Raw genomic sequence first — 14,588 nt, forward strand, 5'->3', positions numbered from 1 at the left:
AGCCCGATCCCAAAAGCTCAGGGCTCAGGATCCGGCAACGCCTCGCGGCGCCAGCTTCCGGCCCAGCGGCCGGCGGAGAGCCAGTAAAAGATGCCGCCGACCATGCCGCTGCCGATCACGGCCAACCTCACGCTGGTGTCGGTCACATCGAAATCGGCATCGCCCACATTATGCACGAAGCCGAGAAAGACGATGGCGACGGCCGCGCCGCCCAGCGCGTAAAACAGCCAGTCGCGCCGGCCAAGCACCTCGGCCGCCAGGATCACGACGGCCGCCGGCATGAAGGCGAAATAGGCGACGAACAGCGCCACGAACGGCACCGAGAAATAGAGCGCCGGCGCGATCGTCGGGTGGCCTGGCTCCAGCGCATAGCCGAAATGGCCGAGGAAAAGCGCGTTGAGGAAAGCGCTCGCCGCCAGCGAGCCAACGAGATAGCCGATCAGGATGATGGCGAAGCGGACGAGATAGGCGATAATGCGCCTCACGCCTCGCCGTGCCCCGCGATCATCATGGCTTCCAGCGCCAGCCGGTCGACTTTGCGCATGCGCTCGGACTCCGACTTGAGCTGGCCGCAGGCGGCGAGTATGTCACGGCCGCGCGGGGTGCGGATCGGCGAGGCGTAGCCGGCATTGTTTATGTAGTCGGCAAACTTCTCGATCGTCTCCCAGTCCGAGCACTGGTAGTTGGTGCCGGGCCAGGGGTTGAACGGGATCAGGTTGATCTTGGCCGGAATGCCCTTGAGCAGCTTGACCAGCGCCTTGGCATCCTCGAGGGAATCGTTGACGTCCTTCAGCATCACATATTCGAAGGTGATGCGCTTGGCATTGGAGAGGCCGGGGTAGGCCTTGCACGCGGCGATCAGCTCTTTCAGCGGGAACTTCTTGTTGATCGGCACCAGAAGGTCGCGCAGGTCGTCATTGGTGGCGTGCAGCGAGATCGCCAGCATGACGCCGATCTCCTCGCCGGTGCGGGCGATCTCGGGCACGACACCGGAAGTCGACAGCGTGATGCGGCGCTTCGACAGCGACAGCCCGTCGCCGTCGGATGCGATCAAAAGCGCCTTTTTCACCGCCTCGAAATTGTAGAGCGGCTCGCCCATGCCCATCATGACGATGTTGGAAACTTTTCTGCCCTCGGCCGGCACGATGGCGCCGTCCGGTGTGTCTCGGTCGGGGAAGTCGCCGAGCCGGTCGCGCGCGGTGAGCAGCTGCGCCAGGATCTCTTCCGTCGTCAGGTTGCGCACCAGCTTCTGCGTGCCCGTGTGGCAGAAGGAACAGGTCAGCGTGCAGCCGACCTGCGAGGAGATGCAGAGCGTGCCGCGGCCCTCCTCGGGAATGTAGACGGTCTCGATCTCGACCGGGCGGCCGGCGCCGCGCGGCGGAAAGCGGAACAGCCATTTGCGCGTGCCGTCGGAAGAGATCTGCTCCTCGACGATCTCGGGCCGCGCCACGGTGAAATGCTTGTCGAGCGCGGCGCGCAGGTCCTTGGAGATGTTGAACATATGCGCGAAGTCGGAGACGCCGCGCACATACATCCAGTGCCAGAGCTGCTGGGCGCGCATTTTCGCCTGGCGCTGCGGCACGATGCCGGCCCCGACAAGCGCTTCGCCGAGCTCTGCACGGGTCAGGCCGATCAGCGACGGCTTCTCAGCTTGCGTTGCGCGGCGCAAAGCGTCACGGGCGCCTTCGGCGGTAAGGTCAAGCGAAACGGTCATGGTGGCGCCAATATAAGCGATTTGCGGCCGATTTCAGCACCGGCCGGACAGGAAGCGCGGCGCATAGCACAGCTTGGCGGCGGAGTCATGCGCCTGGCTTTCCTTCTCCCCTTGCGGTGGATCGGCGCGCAGCGCCGAGACGATTGAGGGTGTTTCGGGGACGCCAACGTCCCAATCCGCTGCAGCACCCCTCATCCGAGCGGAGCTTCGCGCGGCCATCCGATGCGAAGCGGTAGCGATTTCGGCTGGCACAGAGGTCAACAAATCTTGACCCGTGCCGGGTGGAATGCGACCGGCTGCTGTCGGCTGAAAATCGATCACATATTCGTGTTGATGTAACCAATCGAAGCGCGTCCACGAACCTGAAAGGGGCGACCATGCCCCTCAACAATGGGAGTTTCCGGATGCATTCGATCAAGCTCGTTCTCATTGCCGGCCTCGTCGGTCTTTCCGCTTCGCAGGCCTTGGCCGAAGACACGATGGGCGCCATGACCATGATGAAGGGTGGCCAGGTGACGGCGATCATGCCGGACGGTCACATGGGCACCATGATGCCGGACGCCAAGATGAGCGCCGAAATGATGAAAATGGCCAAGCCGATCAAGCACTGCATGATGATGATCACCGATGCCAAGGGCAAAGCCTATATGATCGACACGTCGACCAAGAAGGCCCAGGCGGAATGTGAAAAAATGGCGATGTGAACTCGCCGATCCCGCGTGCCGACCTCCCCGCCGGCCGGTACGCCGGCGGGTTTATCCGCCATCCGGCAATCCCTCGAGCTGTGATCCTTCATCACCGCTCCTTGACCGATTGGCATAGCATCGCGTCTACCCTCGCGGGTTGATCGGCTGCGTTATTGTGCTAGGCCGGGCCTACCACCAAGAGGCTCGTCATGGCCGGCATATCCCGAAAATACCGCTTGCTGCGGCGTTCCCACGCCATGTGGATATCGCGGCGCGTCTGGCAACCGCGTCTGGTCTTCTGGGCCGGTGCCATCTCGATCGGCCTGATCAGCGTCCTGTTCGCATTGCTGGCCGACCGCGCGCAGGCCCTGTTCCATGTCATGACCGGCAATGACGGCTGGCGTTTTTATCTGCCGCTGGTCGTGACACCGATCGGCTTCGTCGTCTGCGCCTGGTTGGCGCATGCCTTCTTCCCGGGATCGCAAGGCAGCGGCATTCCGCAGGCGATCGCGGCGCGGCATCTGCGCGACGAGGACGATCGCAGCCATATCCTGTCGCTCAGGCTGGTGGTGGGCAAGATCGCGCTCACCGTCGTCGGCCTCGCCTGCGGCGCCTCGATCGGCCGCGAAGGGCCGACGGTGCAGGTCGGCGCTTCGGTGATGCTGCAGGCGGCGCGCTGGGGCTGCATGGCGCAGGCACGCGGCCTGATCCTGGCTGGTTCGGCGGCAGGCATCGCCGCCGCCTTCAACACGCCGCTCGCCGGCATCGTCTTCGCGATCGAGGAGATGGGCCGCGCTTATGAGGCGCGCACCAATGGGCTGGTGCTGACGGCGGTGATCCTGGCCGGCCTCGCCTCGCTGGGGCTGCTCGGCAACTACACTTATTTCGGCGTCGCCAAGGATACGGTGGCGTTTGCCAGCGACTGGCCGCTGGTGCTGGCCTGCGGCATCATCGGCGGCGGTGTCGGCGCGCTGTTCTCGCTGCTGGCGCTGAAGGTCATGCGGCGTATCCGGCGCTGGAACGCGCTGCAGCCGCTGCCGCGCACGCTGCTCGTGGCGGGCGTCTGCGGACTGGCCGTGGCCGCGATCGGCATCGCCTCGGGAGGGCTGACCTTCGGCACCGGTTACACGCAGGCGCGCGGCGCGATCGAAGGCACGCCACTGCCGGCAATCTTCTTCGTCGAGAAATTCACCGCCGGCCTCTTGTCGATGGTATCCGGCATTCCGGGCGGCATTTTCGCCCCGTCATTGGCGGTCGGCGCCGGTCTCGGCAGCACGCTCGGGCTGGTCTTCGGCGCGGCCGCGGGAACTGCGGCGCTGCTCGGCATGGCGGGCTACTTCGCCGGCGTCGTGCAGGCGCCGATGACGGCCTTCGTCATCATTCTCGAAATGACCGGCAACCACGACAATGTGATCGCACTGATGTGCGCGGCGATGCTCGGTTACGGCACGGCCAGGCTGATTTCCAACGAGCCGCTCTATCATGCGTTGTCGCGCGTCTTTGTGGCCGAAGCGATCCGGCGACGCAGGGCGGAGATTCCGGCACAGGGCTGAACGCCATTCCAAAGCAAAAGGCCGGCCATCAAGGCCGCCCTTTTGTCAGGTTCCTGCTTACTTGCACTTGGCGATCGAGGACAGCGCGGCCGAGATGCCCTTTAGCGAGAAGACGTAGGAGGTGGGGTTGCCGCGACCGGACTTCGCCTGCACCTTCATGTCGGTGCCGGTCTTCATGGCGGCGATCAGCACCGGCTCTTCCGCGGCGTTCTCGACCCAGGCGGACTTGCCGCGGGTGAACATCGAGAACGACTTCTTGTCGATGGTGACGGTTGCCTTCGAACCTTCCTGGAAGTTGTAGCCGGCGATGAACTGCGGCTCGTAGGAGACCTGCTGTCCGGGCCGCTGGCTGACGAAGAAGAACATGTCGCCATGATCGAGCGATGGGGGCTGCTTGTCGGTGGGCACGGTCAGCACGTAACAGACCTTGCCGGCCTTCGACTGATAGCTGTAGGTGCCCCAGGCATTGTGCTGGCCGATCTTGGTCGCCTGCTGCGCCAGGGCCGGCGCGGCGAAGGCGGCCACCAGGACCAGGCTGGAAACTGTAGCAATCAATCCGCGCATCGTTCTTCCCGTATTCCAAATGGTGCGGAGGCGGATCGCCTAGCGTCCTGCCGTCGCTTCATTTTGATTTAATCAGGGTTACCAAACGGTGAATTGCCCTCGAAGAAAAGGAACCCACCCCAGGAAACCGCCACCATTCACGCCGCCACCGATGAAAGCGGCTGGCGCGACGTCCCGGCGCGGAGTTGGAGGCCACGAAAACGGCAAGAGTTTGTCTTTTCGCACGCGCTGATTGCTGGCGTGAAGCCAAGCCGCGGTCAGTTCCTGTCGGCCAGCGCGTCCCTGGCGGCCTGCCTGTGGGCAGGCGTGATATGGGCGCTGACGGCGGCGATGGCCGCGGTCAGCACGGCAAGATCGTCGGTGTAGCCGAGGCCAACGACGAAATCGGGAATGAAATCGAACGGCAGGACGAAATAGCCCAAAGCGCCGAGCAGGGTAGCCTTGGCGCGCAGCGGCGTGTCCTTGTCCAGGGCGCAATAATAGGCGGCGACCACTTCGTCCATGAACGGAATCTGCCGCGCCGCCTTCTTGGCGGTGCGCCAGAATTTCTCGCGGACCTCACCCTCGCTGGCCAACTTATCGCCGAAGCCGAAAAAATCGAAACCGGAACCTTGCGTCATCCATCGCTCCTTGGCGACCGGGCGCATGGTTGCAACGGCCCGCCGCCGCGGGGAGATGTGGTGAAAGCGGGGGGCTGCTGCAAGAGTTCGCGACTTCAGAACGCAGCATTGGTTCAGAAATCCGAAATGCTGGCGGGACAGCACCCCCCTCTGACCTGCCGGCCATCTCCCCCGCAAGGGGGGAGATTGGCAGCTTCGTCGCCGGCGCTCTTCTTACAACGTCTGCGATTGGCGAGAGCGGCGGTGACACCTGATTTCCCCCTTACGGGGGAGATGTCCGGCAGGACAGAGGGGGTGTGAGGGAATGCGGCGTCTCAGCAGCTTTGGTATTCACCCCATCCCAACATGCCTTCGCTCCTGCACTGCGCCGCTGCTTCACGAACTTACTCGAAATACCGGTTCATCCGCTTGGCGAGCTCGATATCGAGCGCCGTCACGCCGCCGGCGTCATGGGTGTTCAGCGTCACGTCGACGGTCTTGTAGACATTCGACCAATCCGGGTGATGGTCCATCTTCTCGGCCGCCAGCGCCACGCGGGTCATGAAGGCGAAGGCCTCGGAAAAATTCTTGAAGACGAAGCTGCGCTTGATGGAAGCGCCGTCGGCGGCGAGCGACCAGCCCTCGAGTTCCGCCAGAGCAGTGGCGATCGCGTCCTTGCTGAGTTTCTCTCTGGTCATGTCGGTTTCCTGTGCTATTCGGGAAAATGACCCGCACCATAGTGCATGTCGCCCAAAAGTGCGTGGCGGTTTTGGGATGACGACATGCATGAGAACAACCGCCGGATCGATGAGTGCAAAGCCCATAAATTCCATTCTGTTCGTCTGCCTCGGCAACATCTGCCGCTCGCCGCTGGCTGAGGGCGTGTTTCGCGGCGTTCTGGCCGGACATGGCCGGGACCTGTTGATCGATTCGGCCGGAACCGGCGGCTGGCACGCCGGCGAGCAGCCCGACCGGCGCTCGATCGCGGTCGCCGCCCTGCATGGCGTCGACCTTTCGGGACAGCGGGCGCGCAAGGTGCTGCCGGAGGATTTTTCGCGTTTCGACCTGATCCTCGGCATGGACAGGGCCAACGTGCGCGACCTCAAGGCACTGGCGCCGCCGGCCGCGCGCGACCGGATCCATCTCTATCTGGACTTCGCGACGGGAAAGGCCGTGGACGTGCCGGATCCCTATTATGACGGCGCCGAGGCCTTCGCCTCCGTCTACCGCATGATCCGCGAGGCGTCGGAGGCGCTGGCGAAGCGGCTCGAGGCCAGCGTTTCGCCGACCAGTGGCCACGCTTCCTCGACGATGTAGGGGCCGCCGCCCACCGAATCGCGCGACGACATCAGCACGAAGCGGCCGACGCGGAAGGGCAGCGCGGAAAAGTTGCCGCGCGCCGACAGATATTGCGCGACATCAAGCGGGCTTGCGTTGCGCAGCCGCGCCAGCGTCACATGCGGCGAGAACTTGCGCGGATCGGCCGGAAGACCGAGCCGCTGGCAGATGCGGTCGATTTCGCCCTGCAGCGCCGTCAAATCCGGCGAGGCCGATACGCCGGCCCATACAGCATGCGGTTTCTTGCCGCCAAAGGCGCCGACGCCGGAGAGCGTCATCTGGAAGGATAGGCGGTGAACCCTGTCGAGGGCGTTGGCGATCTCGTCGGCGACATGGCCTTCGACATCGCCGATGAAGCGCAAGGTCAGATGGTAGTTTTCGACATCGATCCAGCGCGCCCCGGGCAACCCGCCCCGGAGCAGGGACAGCGAGAGAGCGGCATCACGCGGAATTTCGAGGGCGGTGAAAAGACGTGGCATGTGAAGCCTCCTGTCCTCGAATCGAAACTCTCAGCCTTAGCGAATCATCGATGCAAGCGCGGGGCAAGCGGTTTGTTATCCACAAAGTTTCCCCAGCGGAAAGCGTGACTTTTTCGGTCTCACGACGCACCGCCATTCGCGGCAATGGCCTTCTCGACGGTGGGCAAGATGCGCTCGACCATCACGTCGACACCCCGGGGATTGGGATGTAGGCCGTCTTCCAGCTGCAGGTCGGGGTGGCCGGCGACGCCGTCGAGGAAGAACGGATAGAGCGGAACGCCGTATTTTTCGGCAAGCCTGGGATAAATGTCGTCGAAGGACTTCTGGTAGTCTGCGCCGAGATTGGGCGCGGCGCGCATGCCGGCGAGCATTGCCGGGATCTTGCGCTGCTTCAGCTTGCCCAGCATGGCGTCGAGGTTCTTTTCGGCGATGTCAGGCGAGACGCCGCGCAGCATGTCGTTGGCGCCGAGTTCGAGGATAACCAGCCTTGTGCCGTCCGGTACCGACCAGTCGAGCCGCGCCAGCCCGCCGCTCGACGTGTCGCCCGAGACGCCGGCATTGGCGACGGTGACGTCGAGGCCCTTCGCCTTCAGTGCCGCCTGCAGCCTGTCGGTGAAACCCTGGCCCGGGCCAAGGCTGTAGCCCGCCATCAGGCTGTCGCCGAAGCCGACGACGGTGAAGGTGGCGGCGCGCGCCGACGAAATGGCGCCGCAAAGGCCAAGGAAAAGGATGAGGGCTGCGAAAACAACGGGCGCTGCGGCAAAACGATGTTTGAATGCCATGCGGCGAGCCCCATATGACCGATACAACCCGAATGAGGAGACACGAGCTGTCTCCTTTTTCCACATATAGGGTGCTTTCATTGTGACAGAAGCCGTCATCGCGTTGAGGGACGTATCGCTGACGCTCGGCGAGGGCGCGTCCTCCGTCCATGTGCTGAAGGGCGTGAGCCTCGACGTGGCGGCTGGGCAAGCCACCGGCATTGTTGGACCGTCGGGTTCGGGCAAGTCCACTCTGCTGATGGTTTTGGCCGGTCTGGAACGGGTTGATTCGGGCACGGTACGGATCGCCGGCGAGCTTCTCAACGGCAAAAGCGAGGACCAGATTGCTTCGTTTCGTGGCCGAAACATTGGCATCGTGTTCCAGTCCTTCCATCTCATCCCGAACATGACGGCTCTCGAGAATGTCGCGGTGCCGCTCGAGCTTGCCGGCCATGTCGATCCGTTCGGCGTCGCCGCGCGCGAGCTTGCGGCGGTCGGCCTGAGCGACCGTGTGACGCACTATCCGGGCGAGCTTTCCGGCGGCGAGCAGCAGCGCGTGGCGATCGCCCGCGCGCTGGCGCCGTCGCCGCGCATCCTCATCGCCGACGAGCCGACCGGCAATCTCGACCAGGCGACGGGAAAGCAAATCGCCGATCTTCTGTTCGCCAAGGCGGCGGAACGCGGCATGACGCTGGTGCTGGTCACGCATGATCCGGCACTTGCCGCCCGATGTTCGCGCCAGGTGTCGATGCGTTCGGGACGCATCGAGGACGCGGCCAAACCGGTGAAGGTGCCTGCTTGATGCGGACGTTGAAGCTCGCCATCCGCATCTCGCTGCGCGAGATGCGCGGCGGGCTGTCCGGCTTCATGATCTTCCTGGCCTGCATCGCGCTCGGCGTCGCGGCGATCGGCGGCGTCAATTCGGTGGCGCAGGCGATCTCCGCCGGCGTCGCCAATCAGGGCCAGACGCTGCTTGGCGGCGACCTGCGCTTCCAGATCAACCAGCGCAGCGCCTCGAATGCCGAGCTCGGCTTCATCCGAGGCCTCGGCACGGTTTCGCAGACCTCCGGCATGCGCTCGATGGCGCGGCTGGAGGACGGCTCCGACCAGGCGCTGGTCGAAGCCAAGGCGGTCGACGACGCCTATCCGCTCTACGGCGCGCTGGAGACGGATCCGGCGCTGCCGAAGGAGCAATTGTTCGGCGAAAGATCAGGCGTGTTCGGCGCCGCCGCGCCCGACCTTTTGTTCGAGCGGCTCAATCTTCATATCGGCGACAGGCTGAAGCTCGGCAGCGCCATCTTCGAGCTGCGCGCGAGGCTGATCAGCGAGCCGGATGCGGTGTCGGACGGGTTCGGCTTTGCGCCAAGGCTGATGATCTCCAGCCAGGGGCTTGGCGCGACCGGCCTGGTGCAGCCGGGCAGCCTGGTCGAGAACGCTTACAAGGTGCGGCTGTCCGACGGCACGTCCGAGGCGCGGATCAAGGATATCCAGACTCAAGCCGCGAAGGATTTCCCGCAGGCGGGCTGGTCGATCCGCACGCGCAGCAATGCGGCGCCCGCGCTCTCCGCCAACATCGAGCGCTTTTCGCAGTTCCTGACCCTGATCGGGCTGACGGCGCTGGTGGTCGGCGGCGTCGGCGTGGCGAATGCCGTGCGCGCCTATCTCGACGGTAAGCGCGGCGTCATCGCCACGTTCAAGAGCCTCGGCGCCTCGGGCGGCTTCGTCTTCACCGTCTATCTGGTGCAGATCCTGTTGATCGCGGGCCTCGGCATCGTGCTCGGGCTGATCCTTGCCGCCGCGATGCCGTTCGTGGCGGGCGCGCTTCTGCAGTCGGTCATTCCCGTGCCGGCGCAAGGTGGCTTCTATCCAGGGGCGCTCGCGATTGCGGCGCTGTTCGGCCTGCTGGTGACGCTGGCCTTCGCGCTTTTGCCGCTCGGCCGCGCCCGCGACGTGCCGGCAACCGCGCTGTTCCGCGAAATGGGGTTCGAGAGCCGCGGCCTGCCGCGCCTGCCCTATGCGGGTACCGCGCTGGCGATCGTCATCGCGCTGGCGGCGCTGGCGATCCTTTCGGCCAACGACTACCGCATCGCCTCGATCTTCGTCGGCGCCACCGTCTTTGCCTTCCTGGTGCTGCGGCTGGTGGCGGTGCTGGTGCAGTGGCTCGCCAGCAAAACCCCACGCGTGCGCTCGGTTCCGCTGCGGCTGGCGCTCGGCAATATTCATCGGCCCGGCGCGCTGACGCCGTCGGTGGTGCTGTCGCTTGGGCTGGGGCTGACGCTGCTGGTGACGCTGGCGCTGATCGACGGGAACCTCAGGCGGCAGATTTCCGGCAGCCTGCCGGAGCGGGCGCCGAACTTCTTCTTCGTCGACATCCAGAGCAGCGATGTCGACGCCTTCGCGAGCCTGGTGGGCAAGGAGGCGCCTCGGGGAACGCTGGTCAAGGTGCCGATGCTGCGCGGCCGCATCATGGCGCTCAACGGCGTCGACGTCGACAAGGTGAAGATCCCGGCCAACGGCGCCTGGGTGCTGCGCGGCGACCGTGGCCTGACCTATGACGCGAAACAGCCGGAAAACGCGACGATGACAGAGGGCACGTGGTGGCCGCAGGACTATTCCGGCGAGCCGCTGGTGTCATTCTCGGCCGAGGAAGGCAAGGCGATCGGGCTGAAGCTCGGCGACAGCGTGACCGTCAATGTGCTCGGACGCAATGTCACGGCCAAGATCGCCAATTTCCGCCAGGTGCAATGGGAGACGATCGGCATCAATTTCGTCATGGTGTTCTCGCCCAACAGCTTTGCCGGGGCGCCGCATGGCTGGCTGGCGACGCTGACCGACAAACAAGCCACCACCGCCGACGACGCGCGGCTGCTCAACGCCGTCACCCGTGCCTTCCCGGCGGTGACGACGGTGCGCGTCAAGGACGCACTCGACATCGTCAACCGGCTGGTCGCGCAATTGGGCATGGCGATCCGCGCCGCCGCCGGCGTGGCGCTGATCGCCTCGGTGCTGGTGCTCTCCGGGGCGCTTGCCGCAGGCAACCGGGCGCGCATCCATGACGCGGTGGTGCTGAAGACGCTCGGCGCGACAAGGCAAACACTGATTGCCGCCTTCTCGCTGGAATATGTGCTGATCGGTCTCGCAACCGCGCTGTTCGCGCTTGCCGCCGGCGGCATCGCCGCCTGGTTCGTCGTGGCGCATATCATGACGCTGCCCTCGCACTTCATGCCGGAAGTCGCGGTGGCAACGATCCTGGTTTCGCTGACCGTGACGGTCGGCATCGGCCTTGCCGGCACCTGGCGGGTGCTCGGCCACAAGGCGGCGCCGGTGCTGCGCAACCTCTGACAGAAGGGGCTTCCAGGCGTCCGTCCGGTTAAATCTTTGTAAGAATGCCGCGCGGAAGGCCTGAAAACCGGCCTTTCGCCATCTCACAAAGCGTTACGGCCCGTTACCGTCTTGTTCTTGACGTCAAGAACCATCATATTTCGCGGCAGGCATGCTGGAGCCCCGCCAGCGGCGCCTGGTTCGGCGGATGACCCCGGGCGGACCTGTCACCGGACGGGGCAGAAGCAACAGAGGATTTCCAATGGCTGATCCCATTCGCAACTACCAGACGGGCGCCGCCTCGGGCGCGCGCGTCGATATCGATCAGGGCCTGCGCGCCTATATGATCAAAGTCTACAACCTCATGGGGCTTGGCCTTTTAATCACCGGCCTTGCCGCCTGGGGCGCGTTCCAACTCGCCATCACCGGCGACGGCCAGCTGACCGCCTTCGGCCAGCTCATCTATGCCAGCGCGTTCCGCTGGGTCGTCATCCTGGCGCCGCTCGCCGCCGTGATGTTCCTGTCGTTCCGCATCCAGTCGATGAGCGTAGGCGCGGCGCAGACCACGTTCTGGGTCTATGCCGGCCTTGTCGGCCTGTCGCTGTCGACGATCTTCCTCGTCTACACAGGCACCAGCATCACCCAGACCTTCTTCGCCACGGCCGCTGCCTTCGGCGGCCTGTCGCTCTATGGCTACACGACCCGGCGCGACCTGTCGGCGTTCGGCTCGTTCCTGATCATGGGCGTGATCGGCCTGCTGATCGCGATGCTGATCAACTTCTTCCTGCACTCGTCGGCGCTGGCCTTCGCCATCTCGGCGATCGGCGTGCTTATCTTCGCCGGCCTCACCGCCTACGACACGCAGCGGATCAAGGAGATGTATTTCGAGGGCGACGTTGCCGACGTGGCCGGCCGCAAGGCGATCATGGGCGCTTTGCAGCTCTATCTCGACTTCATCAACCTGTTCATGTTCCTGCTGCAGTTCATGGGCGACCGCCGCTAAGGCGGTTCCCCGGTCTCGTTGGACCATACATTTGCGAAAGGGCGGCCAACCGGCCGCCCTTTCCTTTTGCGCGCGCCTCTGCTCTCATCGAGGCAGCAAATCGAACTGCATAAATTATGAGCACCATTGCGATCAGGGCCGCCACCCCGGCCGACCTCGACCGAATCACCGAAATCTATGCCGACGCGGTCGCGCACGGCACCGCAAGCTACGAGCTGGATCCGCCTAGCCGCGCCGAAATGGGCAGTCGATTCGACAGCTTAGCGGCCGGCGGCTTTCCCTATCTGGCAGCGGAAAAGAATGGCGTCGTGCTTGGCTATGCCTATGCCGGACCCTTCCGGCCCCGCCCCGCCTACCGATTCGTCATCGAGGATTCGGTCTATGTCGCGCCCGAGGCCAAGGGGCAGGGGGTGGGCTCGCTGCTGATGCGGGCGCTGATCGAGACGGCGCGCAAGGCGGGCTTTCGCCAGATCATAGCGGTGATCGGCGACGGCCACGCCGACAGCGCCTCGGTGCGGCTGCATGAAAAGCTCGGCTTTCGCCATTCCGGACGCCTGGAGGGATCTGGCTACAAGCACGGACGCTGGCTGGACACGGTGTTCATGCAGCTGTCCCTGAATGGCGGCGCCGAGCTGCCGCCGGATCCTGATTCGCTGCCGGAGCGGAGGTTCAGGCTCGGAGGGAAATGAGGGAAATGGGAAATGAGGAACTGAAGAATTGAAGAAAGGGGCTCGGGACCTGACGGAACTGCAGTCTTTTTCCTCAGTTCTTCAATTCTTCAGTTCCTCAATTCCTCTTTCCCGAATCACGCCTCGACGACCCTCAGCTTGGCATCGAACACGCCGAGCACGCGGCCGAGTTCCTGGCCACGTTTCAGGATACGGCCGCCGGCCGCGATGACGGCGAAGGCGCCTTGCCGGCGCGCCAGTTTCGGGTCCTTGACGATCTGGAACAGCGGCACTTCGCTGGCGCGGCGAAAGACGGAAAAGACAGCGCGATCAGTGAGATGGTCGATCGCGTAGTCGCGCCATTCATTGGCTGCCACCATGCGCCCGTAAAGCCTCAGGATCTGGTCGAGCTCGCGCCGGTCGAATCGCACCGGCTGGTCGAGGCGTGCGTTGCGCGCCTCGTGCAACGGGATCAGTATTCCGGATGCTTCCCCATCCTCCGTCCCGCTGCTGTGATCGGTCATGCCTCGATCCTTCGATTGAATCATGCGCCGGCCAAGGTTCGCGCTTTCACGATGGAATTGCAAGGGCGAAGGAATTGCGAGGGCCGGCTATGCATGCGCAGGCTCGCGCGGTTTCCCAAACGTCCAGTCACGTTTGCGAAACACATGTTGGAATTGGTGATGCTCCGCCACATTCTCGCCACAAATAATCCGCGCTCATGCCCCAATGTCCAACGAGTTTACCCGCGTTGCCTGAGACGGTTCGGTCCGGCACCGGCTCGTAAACCCCAAGCCCCCCGCCCACGGGTCAGCGTCGGATCGAACCAACCTCGGTTTTTCCTTGGAAAAATCAGGTGCGACGATCCCAAAACCTGAATGACCGGCGTCAGAAGCAAGCTGACGCCGGTTTTTTATTTTTCCTTCTCCCACAAGGGGAGAAGGGGGAGCTTAAGACGATCCGGCTTGCGAATAAATGCGGCGCCTAGGATCGGGCCGGGCATGCCGTCCTTTCCGACCGACTGCAGCAGCACTGCGCAACCGCCCTTCTTGGCGATCTCGGTCATCGGCAATTCGTAGCGCTGGGCCTTGCCATGCCACATGCCGGCGGTCTGGATGTCGGAGACGGCGTTCCAGTAGGTCAGGCTGCGGCCGCTGTTCTCGCCCTGGCCGATCTGCACCATCTGCGGCGGGTCGAAATAGACGATCACCACATGGGCGTCGCTTGGGCCGTTGCCGGCGTCGCCTGCGTCGATCATCACGCGGTCGCTGGTGCGGCTCACTTTGATGCCGACACGCATGCCCTCGCCGGTCCGGTCCATGCGGGCGAGCGCGCCGTCGACTTCCTTGCGGCTGGCACCGTTGACGTGACTGCGGCCGTTGATGATGGCTTGCGGCGTATAGACCGAGCGGCTGCCGAACGCGCGCATATAGTCATACTGGCGATCGGTGTTTTCCTTGGTACTCAGCGTGTCCCGCCAGCCGAGATAATCCCAGTAATTGACGTGGTAGGCGAGCGCGATGATGTCGTCCTTGCCGGCGAGCTCGGCGAAGAACTCGTCGGCCGGCGGACAGGAGCTGCAGCCCTGGCTGGTGAACAATTCGACCACGCCCAAAGGCTTTTCGCTTTGCGACTTGCCGGTCGCGGCCTTCTCGGGCTCGGCTGCAAGGCCCACGCCGCCCAACGCCGTCAGGGCCAGCGCTACTGCCGCAAGCCGCAATCGTCCTCGAAATGCCATGACTTTTCCAATTCCCGCCGGTGACGCCGGCCTTGTTCTGATTGCTAAAATATGTGGCAGAAGCGCCAGTCAACGGGAAGTCACGTTGCGGTGAAATTTTGCAGTTGCGACCCCAGGTAAGGGCGCAATAGGAGAGGCTGTTGCATTTCACGGCGCGGTTCGAT

16 protein-coding genes are annotated in these 14,588 nt (G+C 64.2%); 7 read left to right on the forward strand and 9 right to left on the reverse strand.

What is annotated here, in order from left to right; translation table 11 throughout:
• Positions 1 to 17 precede the first annotated feature (17 nt).
• Positions 18 to 485 (reverse strand): hypothetical protein, encoded by a 468-nt coding sequence (locus tag EN869_RS24350; RefSeq protein ID WP_127229111.1) that lies wholly within the window; start codon positions 483 to 485, stop codon positions 18 to 20.
• Entirely contained in the window at positions 482 to 1,714 is a 1,233-nt protein-coding gene (rlmN, locus tag EN869_RS24355; protein WP_127229110.1) for a 23S rRNA (adenine(2503)-C(2))-methyltransferase RlmN, read from the reverse strand. The genes EN869_RS24350 and rlmN overlap by 4 nt, the downstream gene beginning before the upstream one ends.
• A gap of 404 nt (positions 1,715 to 2,118) precedes the next feature.
• Here rlmN and EN869_RS24360 point away from each other — a divergent pair, with 404 nt between their 5' ends.
• The gene (locus EN869_RS24360; protein ID WP_127229109.1) at positions 2,119 to 2,418 is read left to right on the forward strand and encodes a hypothetical protein; all 300 of its coding nucleotides are present in this window, start codon (positions 2,119 to 2,121) and stop codon (positions 2,416 to 2,418) included.
• 191 nt (positions 2,419 to 2,609) lie between these two features.
• Entirely contained in the window at positions 2,610 to 3,953 is a 1,344-nt protein-coding gene (locus tag EN869_RS24365) for a chloride channel protein (protein ID WP_127229108.1), read from the forward strand.
• 57 nt (positions 3,954 to 4,010) lie between these two features.
• On the opposite strand, the gene EN869_RS24370 is transcribed toward EN869_RS24365, so the two are convergent.
• The 3 genes from EN869_RS24370 to EN869_RS24385 form a co-directional block, all read right to left on the reverse strand.
• Positions 4,011 to 4,517 (reverse strand): invasion associated locus B family protein, encoded by a 507-nt coding sequence (locus tag EN869_RS24370; protein WP_127229107.1) that lies wholly within the window; start codon positions 4,515 to 4,517, stop codon positions 4,011 to 4,013.
• Between the two features lie 257 nt (positions 4,518 to 4,774).
• A complete protein-coding gene (locus EN869_RS24375) occupies positions 4,775 to 5,137 on the reverse strand; it encodes a YkvA family protein (RefSeq protein ID WP_127229106.1) in 363 nt (120 codons plus the stop codon).
• A gap of 383 nt (positions 5,138 to 5,520) precedes the next feature.
• Positions 5,521 to 5,814, reverse strand: coding sequence for a 4a-hydroxytetrahydrobiopterin dehydratase (locus tag EN869_RS24385; protein ID WP_127229105.1), 294 nt, complete (start codon positions 5,812 to 5,814; stop codon positions 5,521 to 5,523).
• Positions 5,815 to 5,923: 109 nt separating this feature from the next.
• Here EN869_RS24385 and EN869_RS24390 point away from each other — a divergent pair, with 109 nt between their 5' ends.
• Positions 5,924 to 6,433, forward strand: a complete 510-nt coding sequence (locus tag EN869_RS24390; RefSeq protein WP_127229188.1) for a low molecular weight protein-tyrosine-phosphatase — start codon at positions 5,924 to 5,926, stop codon at positions 6,431 to 6,433.
• On the opposite strand, the gene thpR is transcribed toward EN869_RS24390, so the two are convergent.
• Together thpR and EN869_RS24400 are read right to left on the reverse strand one after the other, a co-directional pair.
• Positions 6,340 to 6,933 (reverse strand): RNA 2',3'-cyclic phosphodiesterase, encoded by a 594-nt coding sequence (thpR, locus tag EN869_RS24395; protein ID WP_127229104.1) that lies wholly within the window; start codon positions 6,931 to 6,933, stop codon positions 6,340 to 6,342. The two genes, EN869_RS24390 and thpR, sit on opposite strands and share 94 nt — an antisense overlap.
• 119 nt (positions 6,934 to 7,052) lie before the next feature.
• Positions 7,053 to 7,715 carry an arylesterase gene (locus EN869_RS24400; protein ID WP_127229103.1) on the reverse strand — a complete coding sequence of 221 codons (663 nt, stop codon included), beginning with the start codon at positions 7,713 to 7,715 and terminating at the stop codon, positions 7,053 to 7,055.
• 82 nt (positions 7,716 to 7,797) lie between these two features.
• On the opposite strand from EN869_RS24400, the gene EN869_RS24405 reads away from it, so the two are divergent.
• The 4 genes from EN869_RS24405 (at position 7,798) to EN869_RS24420 (ending at position 12,707) form a co-directional block, all read left to right on the forward strand.
• On the forward strand, positions 7,798 to 8,496 hold the full coding sequence (locus EN869_RS24405; protein WP_127229102.1) for an ABC transporter ATP-binding protein: 699 nt from the start codon (positions 7,798 to 7,800) through the stop codon (positions 8,494 to 8,496).
• Positions 8,496 to 11,036, forward strand: a complete 2,541-nt coding sequence (locus EN869_RS24410) for an ABC transporter permease (RefSeq protein ID WP_127229101.1) — start codon at positions 8,496 to 8,498, stop codon at positions 11,034 to 11,036. The genes EN869_RS24405 and EN869_RS24410 overlap by 1 nt, the downstream gene beginning before the upstream one ends.
• A gap of 241 nt (positions 11,037 to 11,277) precedes the next feature.
• A complete protein-coding gene (locus tag EN869_RS24415; RefSeq protein WP_127229100.1) occupies positions 11,278 to 12,018 on the forward strand; it encodes a Bax inhibitor-1/YccA family protein in 741 nt (246 codons plus the stop codon).
• A gap of 116 nt (positions 12,019 to 12,134) precedes the next feature.
• A complete protein-coding gene (locus tag EN869_RS24420; protein WP_127229099.1) occupies positions 12,135 to 12,707 on the forward strand; it encodes a GNAT family N-acetyltransferase in 573 nt (190 codons plus the stop codon).
• Positions 12,708 to 12,823: 116 nt separating this feature from the next.
• Here the strand turns inward: EN869_RS24420 and EN869_RS24425 are convergent, their stop codons facing one another.
• Positions 12,824 to 13,210 (reverse strand): DUF2794 domain-containing protein, encoded by a 387-nt coding sequence (locus EN869_RS24425; RefSeq protein ID WP_127229098.1) that lies wholly within the window; start codon positions 13,208 to 13,210, stop codon positions 12,824 to 12,826.
• A 389-nt stretch (positions 13,211 to 13,599) separates the two neighbouring features.
• On the reverse strand, positions 13,600 to 14,424 hold the full coding sequence (locus EN869_RS24430) for a thioredoxin family protein (protein WP_127229097.1): 825 nt from the start codon (positions 14,422 to 14,424) through the stop codon (positions 13,600 to 13,602).
• Between the last annotated feature and the right edge of the window lie 164 nt (positions 14,425 to 14,588).

Source organism: Mesorhizobium sp. M2D.F.Ca.ET.226.01.1.1 (assembly GCF_004022705.2).
Taxonomy (GTDB): domain Bacteria; phylum Pseudomonadota; class Alphaproteobacteria; order Rhizobiales; family Rhizobiaceae; genus Mesorhizobium.

Bases quoted from the DNA above. Each gene is read 5' to 3' on its own strand.
- EN869_RS24360 (WP_127229109.1), top strand. From the start codon at position 2,119: ATGCATTCGATCAAGCTCGTTCTCATTGCCGGCCTCGTCGGTCTTTCC.
- EN869_RS24390 (WP_127229188.1), top strand. From the start codon at position 5,924: ATGAGTGCAAAGCCCATAAATTCCATTCTGTTCGTCTGCCTCGGCAAC.
- EN869_RS24370 (WP_127229107.1), bottom strand. From the start codon at position 4,517: ATGCGCGGATTGATTGCTACAGTTTCCAGCCTGGTCCTGGTGGCCGCC.
- thpR (WP_127229104.1), bottom strand. From the start codon at position 6,933: ATGCCACGTCTTTTCACCGCCCTCGAAATTCCGCGTGATGCCGCTCTC.
- EN869_RS24415 (WP_127229100.1), top strand. From the start codon at position 11,278: ATGGCTGATCCCATTCGCAACTACCAGACGGGCGCCGCCTCGGGCGCG.
- EN869_RS24375 (WP_127229106.1), bottom strand. From the start codon at position 5,137: ATGACGCAAGGTTCCGGTTTCGATTTTTTCGGCTTCGGCGATAAGTTG.
- rlmN (WP_127229110.1), bottom strand. From the start codon at position 1,714: ATGACCGTTTCGCTTGACCTTACCGCCGAAGGCGCCCGTGACGCTTTG.
- EN869_RS24365 (WP_127229108.1), top strand. From the start codon at position 2,610: ATGGCCGGCATATCCCGAAAATACCGCTTGCTGCGGCGTTCCCACGCC.
- EN869_RS24385 (WP_127229105.1), bottom strand. From the start codon at position 5,814: ATGACCAGAGAGAAACTCAGCAAGGACGCGATCGCCACTGCTCTGGCG.
- EN869_RS24400 (WP_127229103.1), bottom strand. From the start codon at position 7,715: ATGGCATTCAAACATCGTTTTGCCGCAGCGCCCGTTGTTTTCGCAGCC.
- EN869_RS24410 (WP_127229101.1), top strand. From the start codon at position 8,496: ATGCGGACGTTGAAGCTCGCCATCCGCATCTCGCTGCGCGAGATGCGC.
- EN869_RS24430 (WP_127229097.1), bottom strand. From the start codon at position 14,424: ATGGCATTTCGAGGACGATTGCGGCTTGCGGCAGTAGCGCTGGCCCTG.
- EN869_RS24420 (WP_127229099.1), top strand. From the start codon at position 12,135: ATGAGCACCATTGCGATCAGGGCCGCCACCCCGGCCGACCTCGACCGA.
- EN869_RS24425 (WP_127229098.1), bottom strand. From the start codon at position 13,210: ATGACCGATCACAGCAGCGGGACGGAGGATGGGGAAGCATCCGGAATA.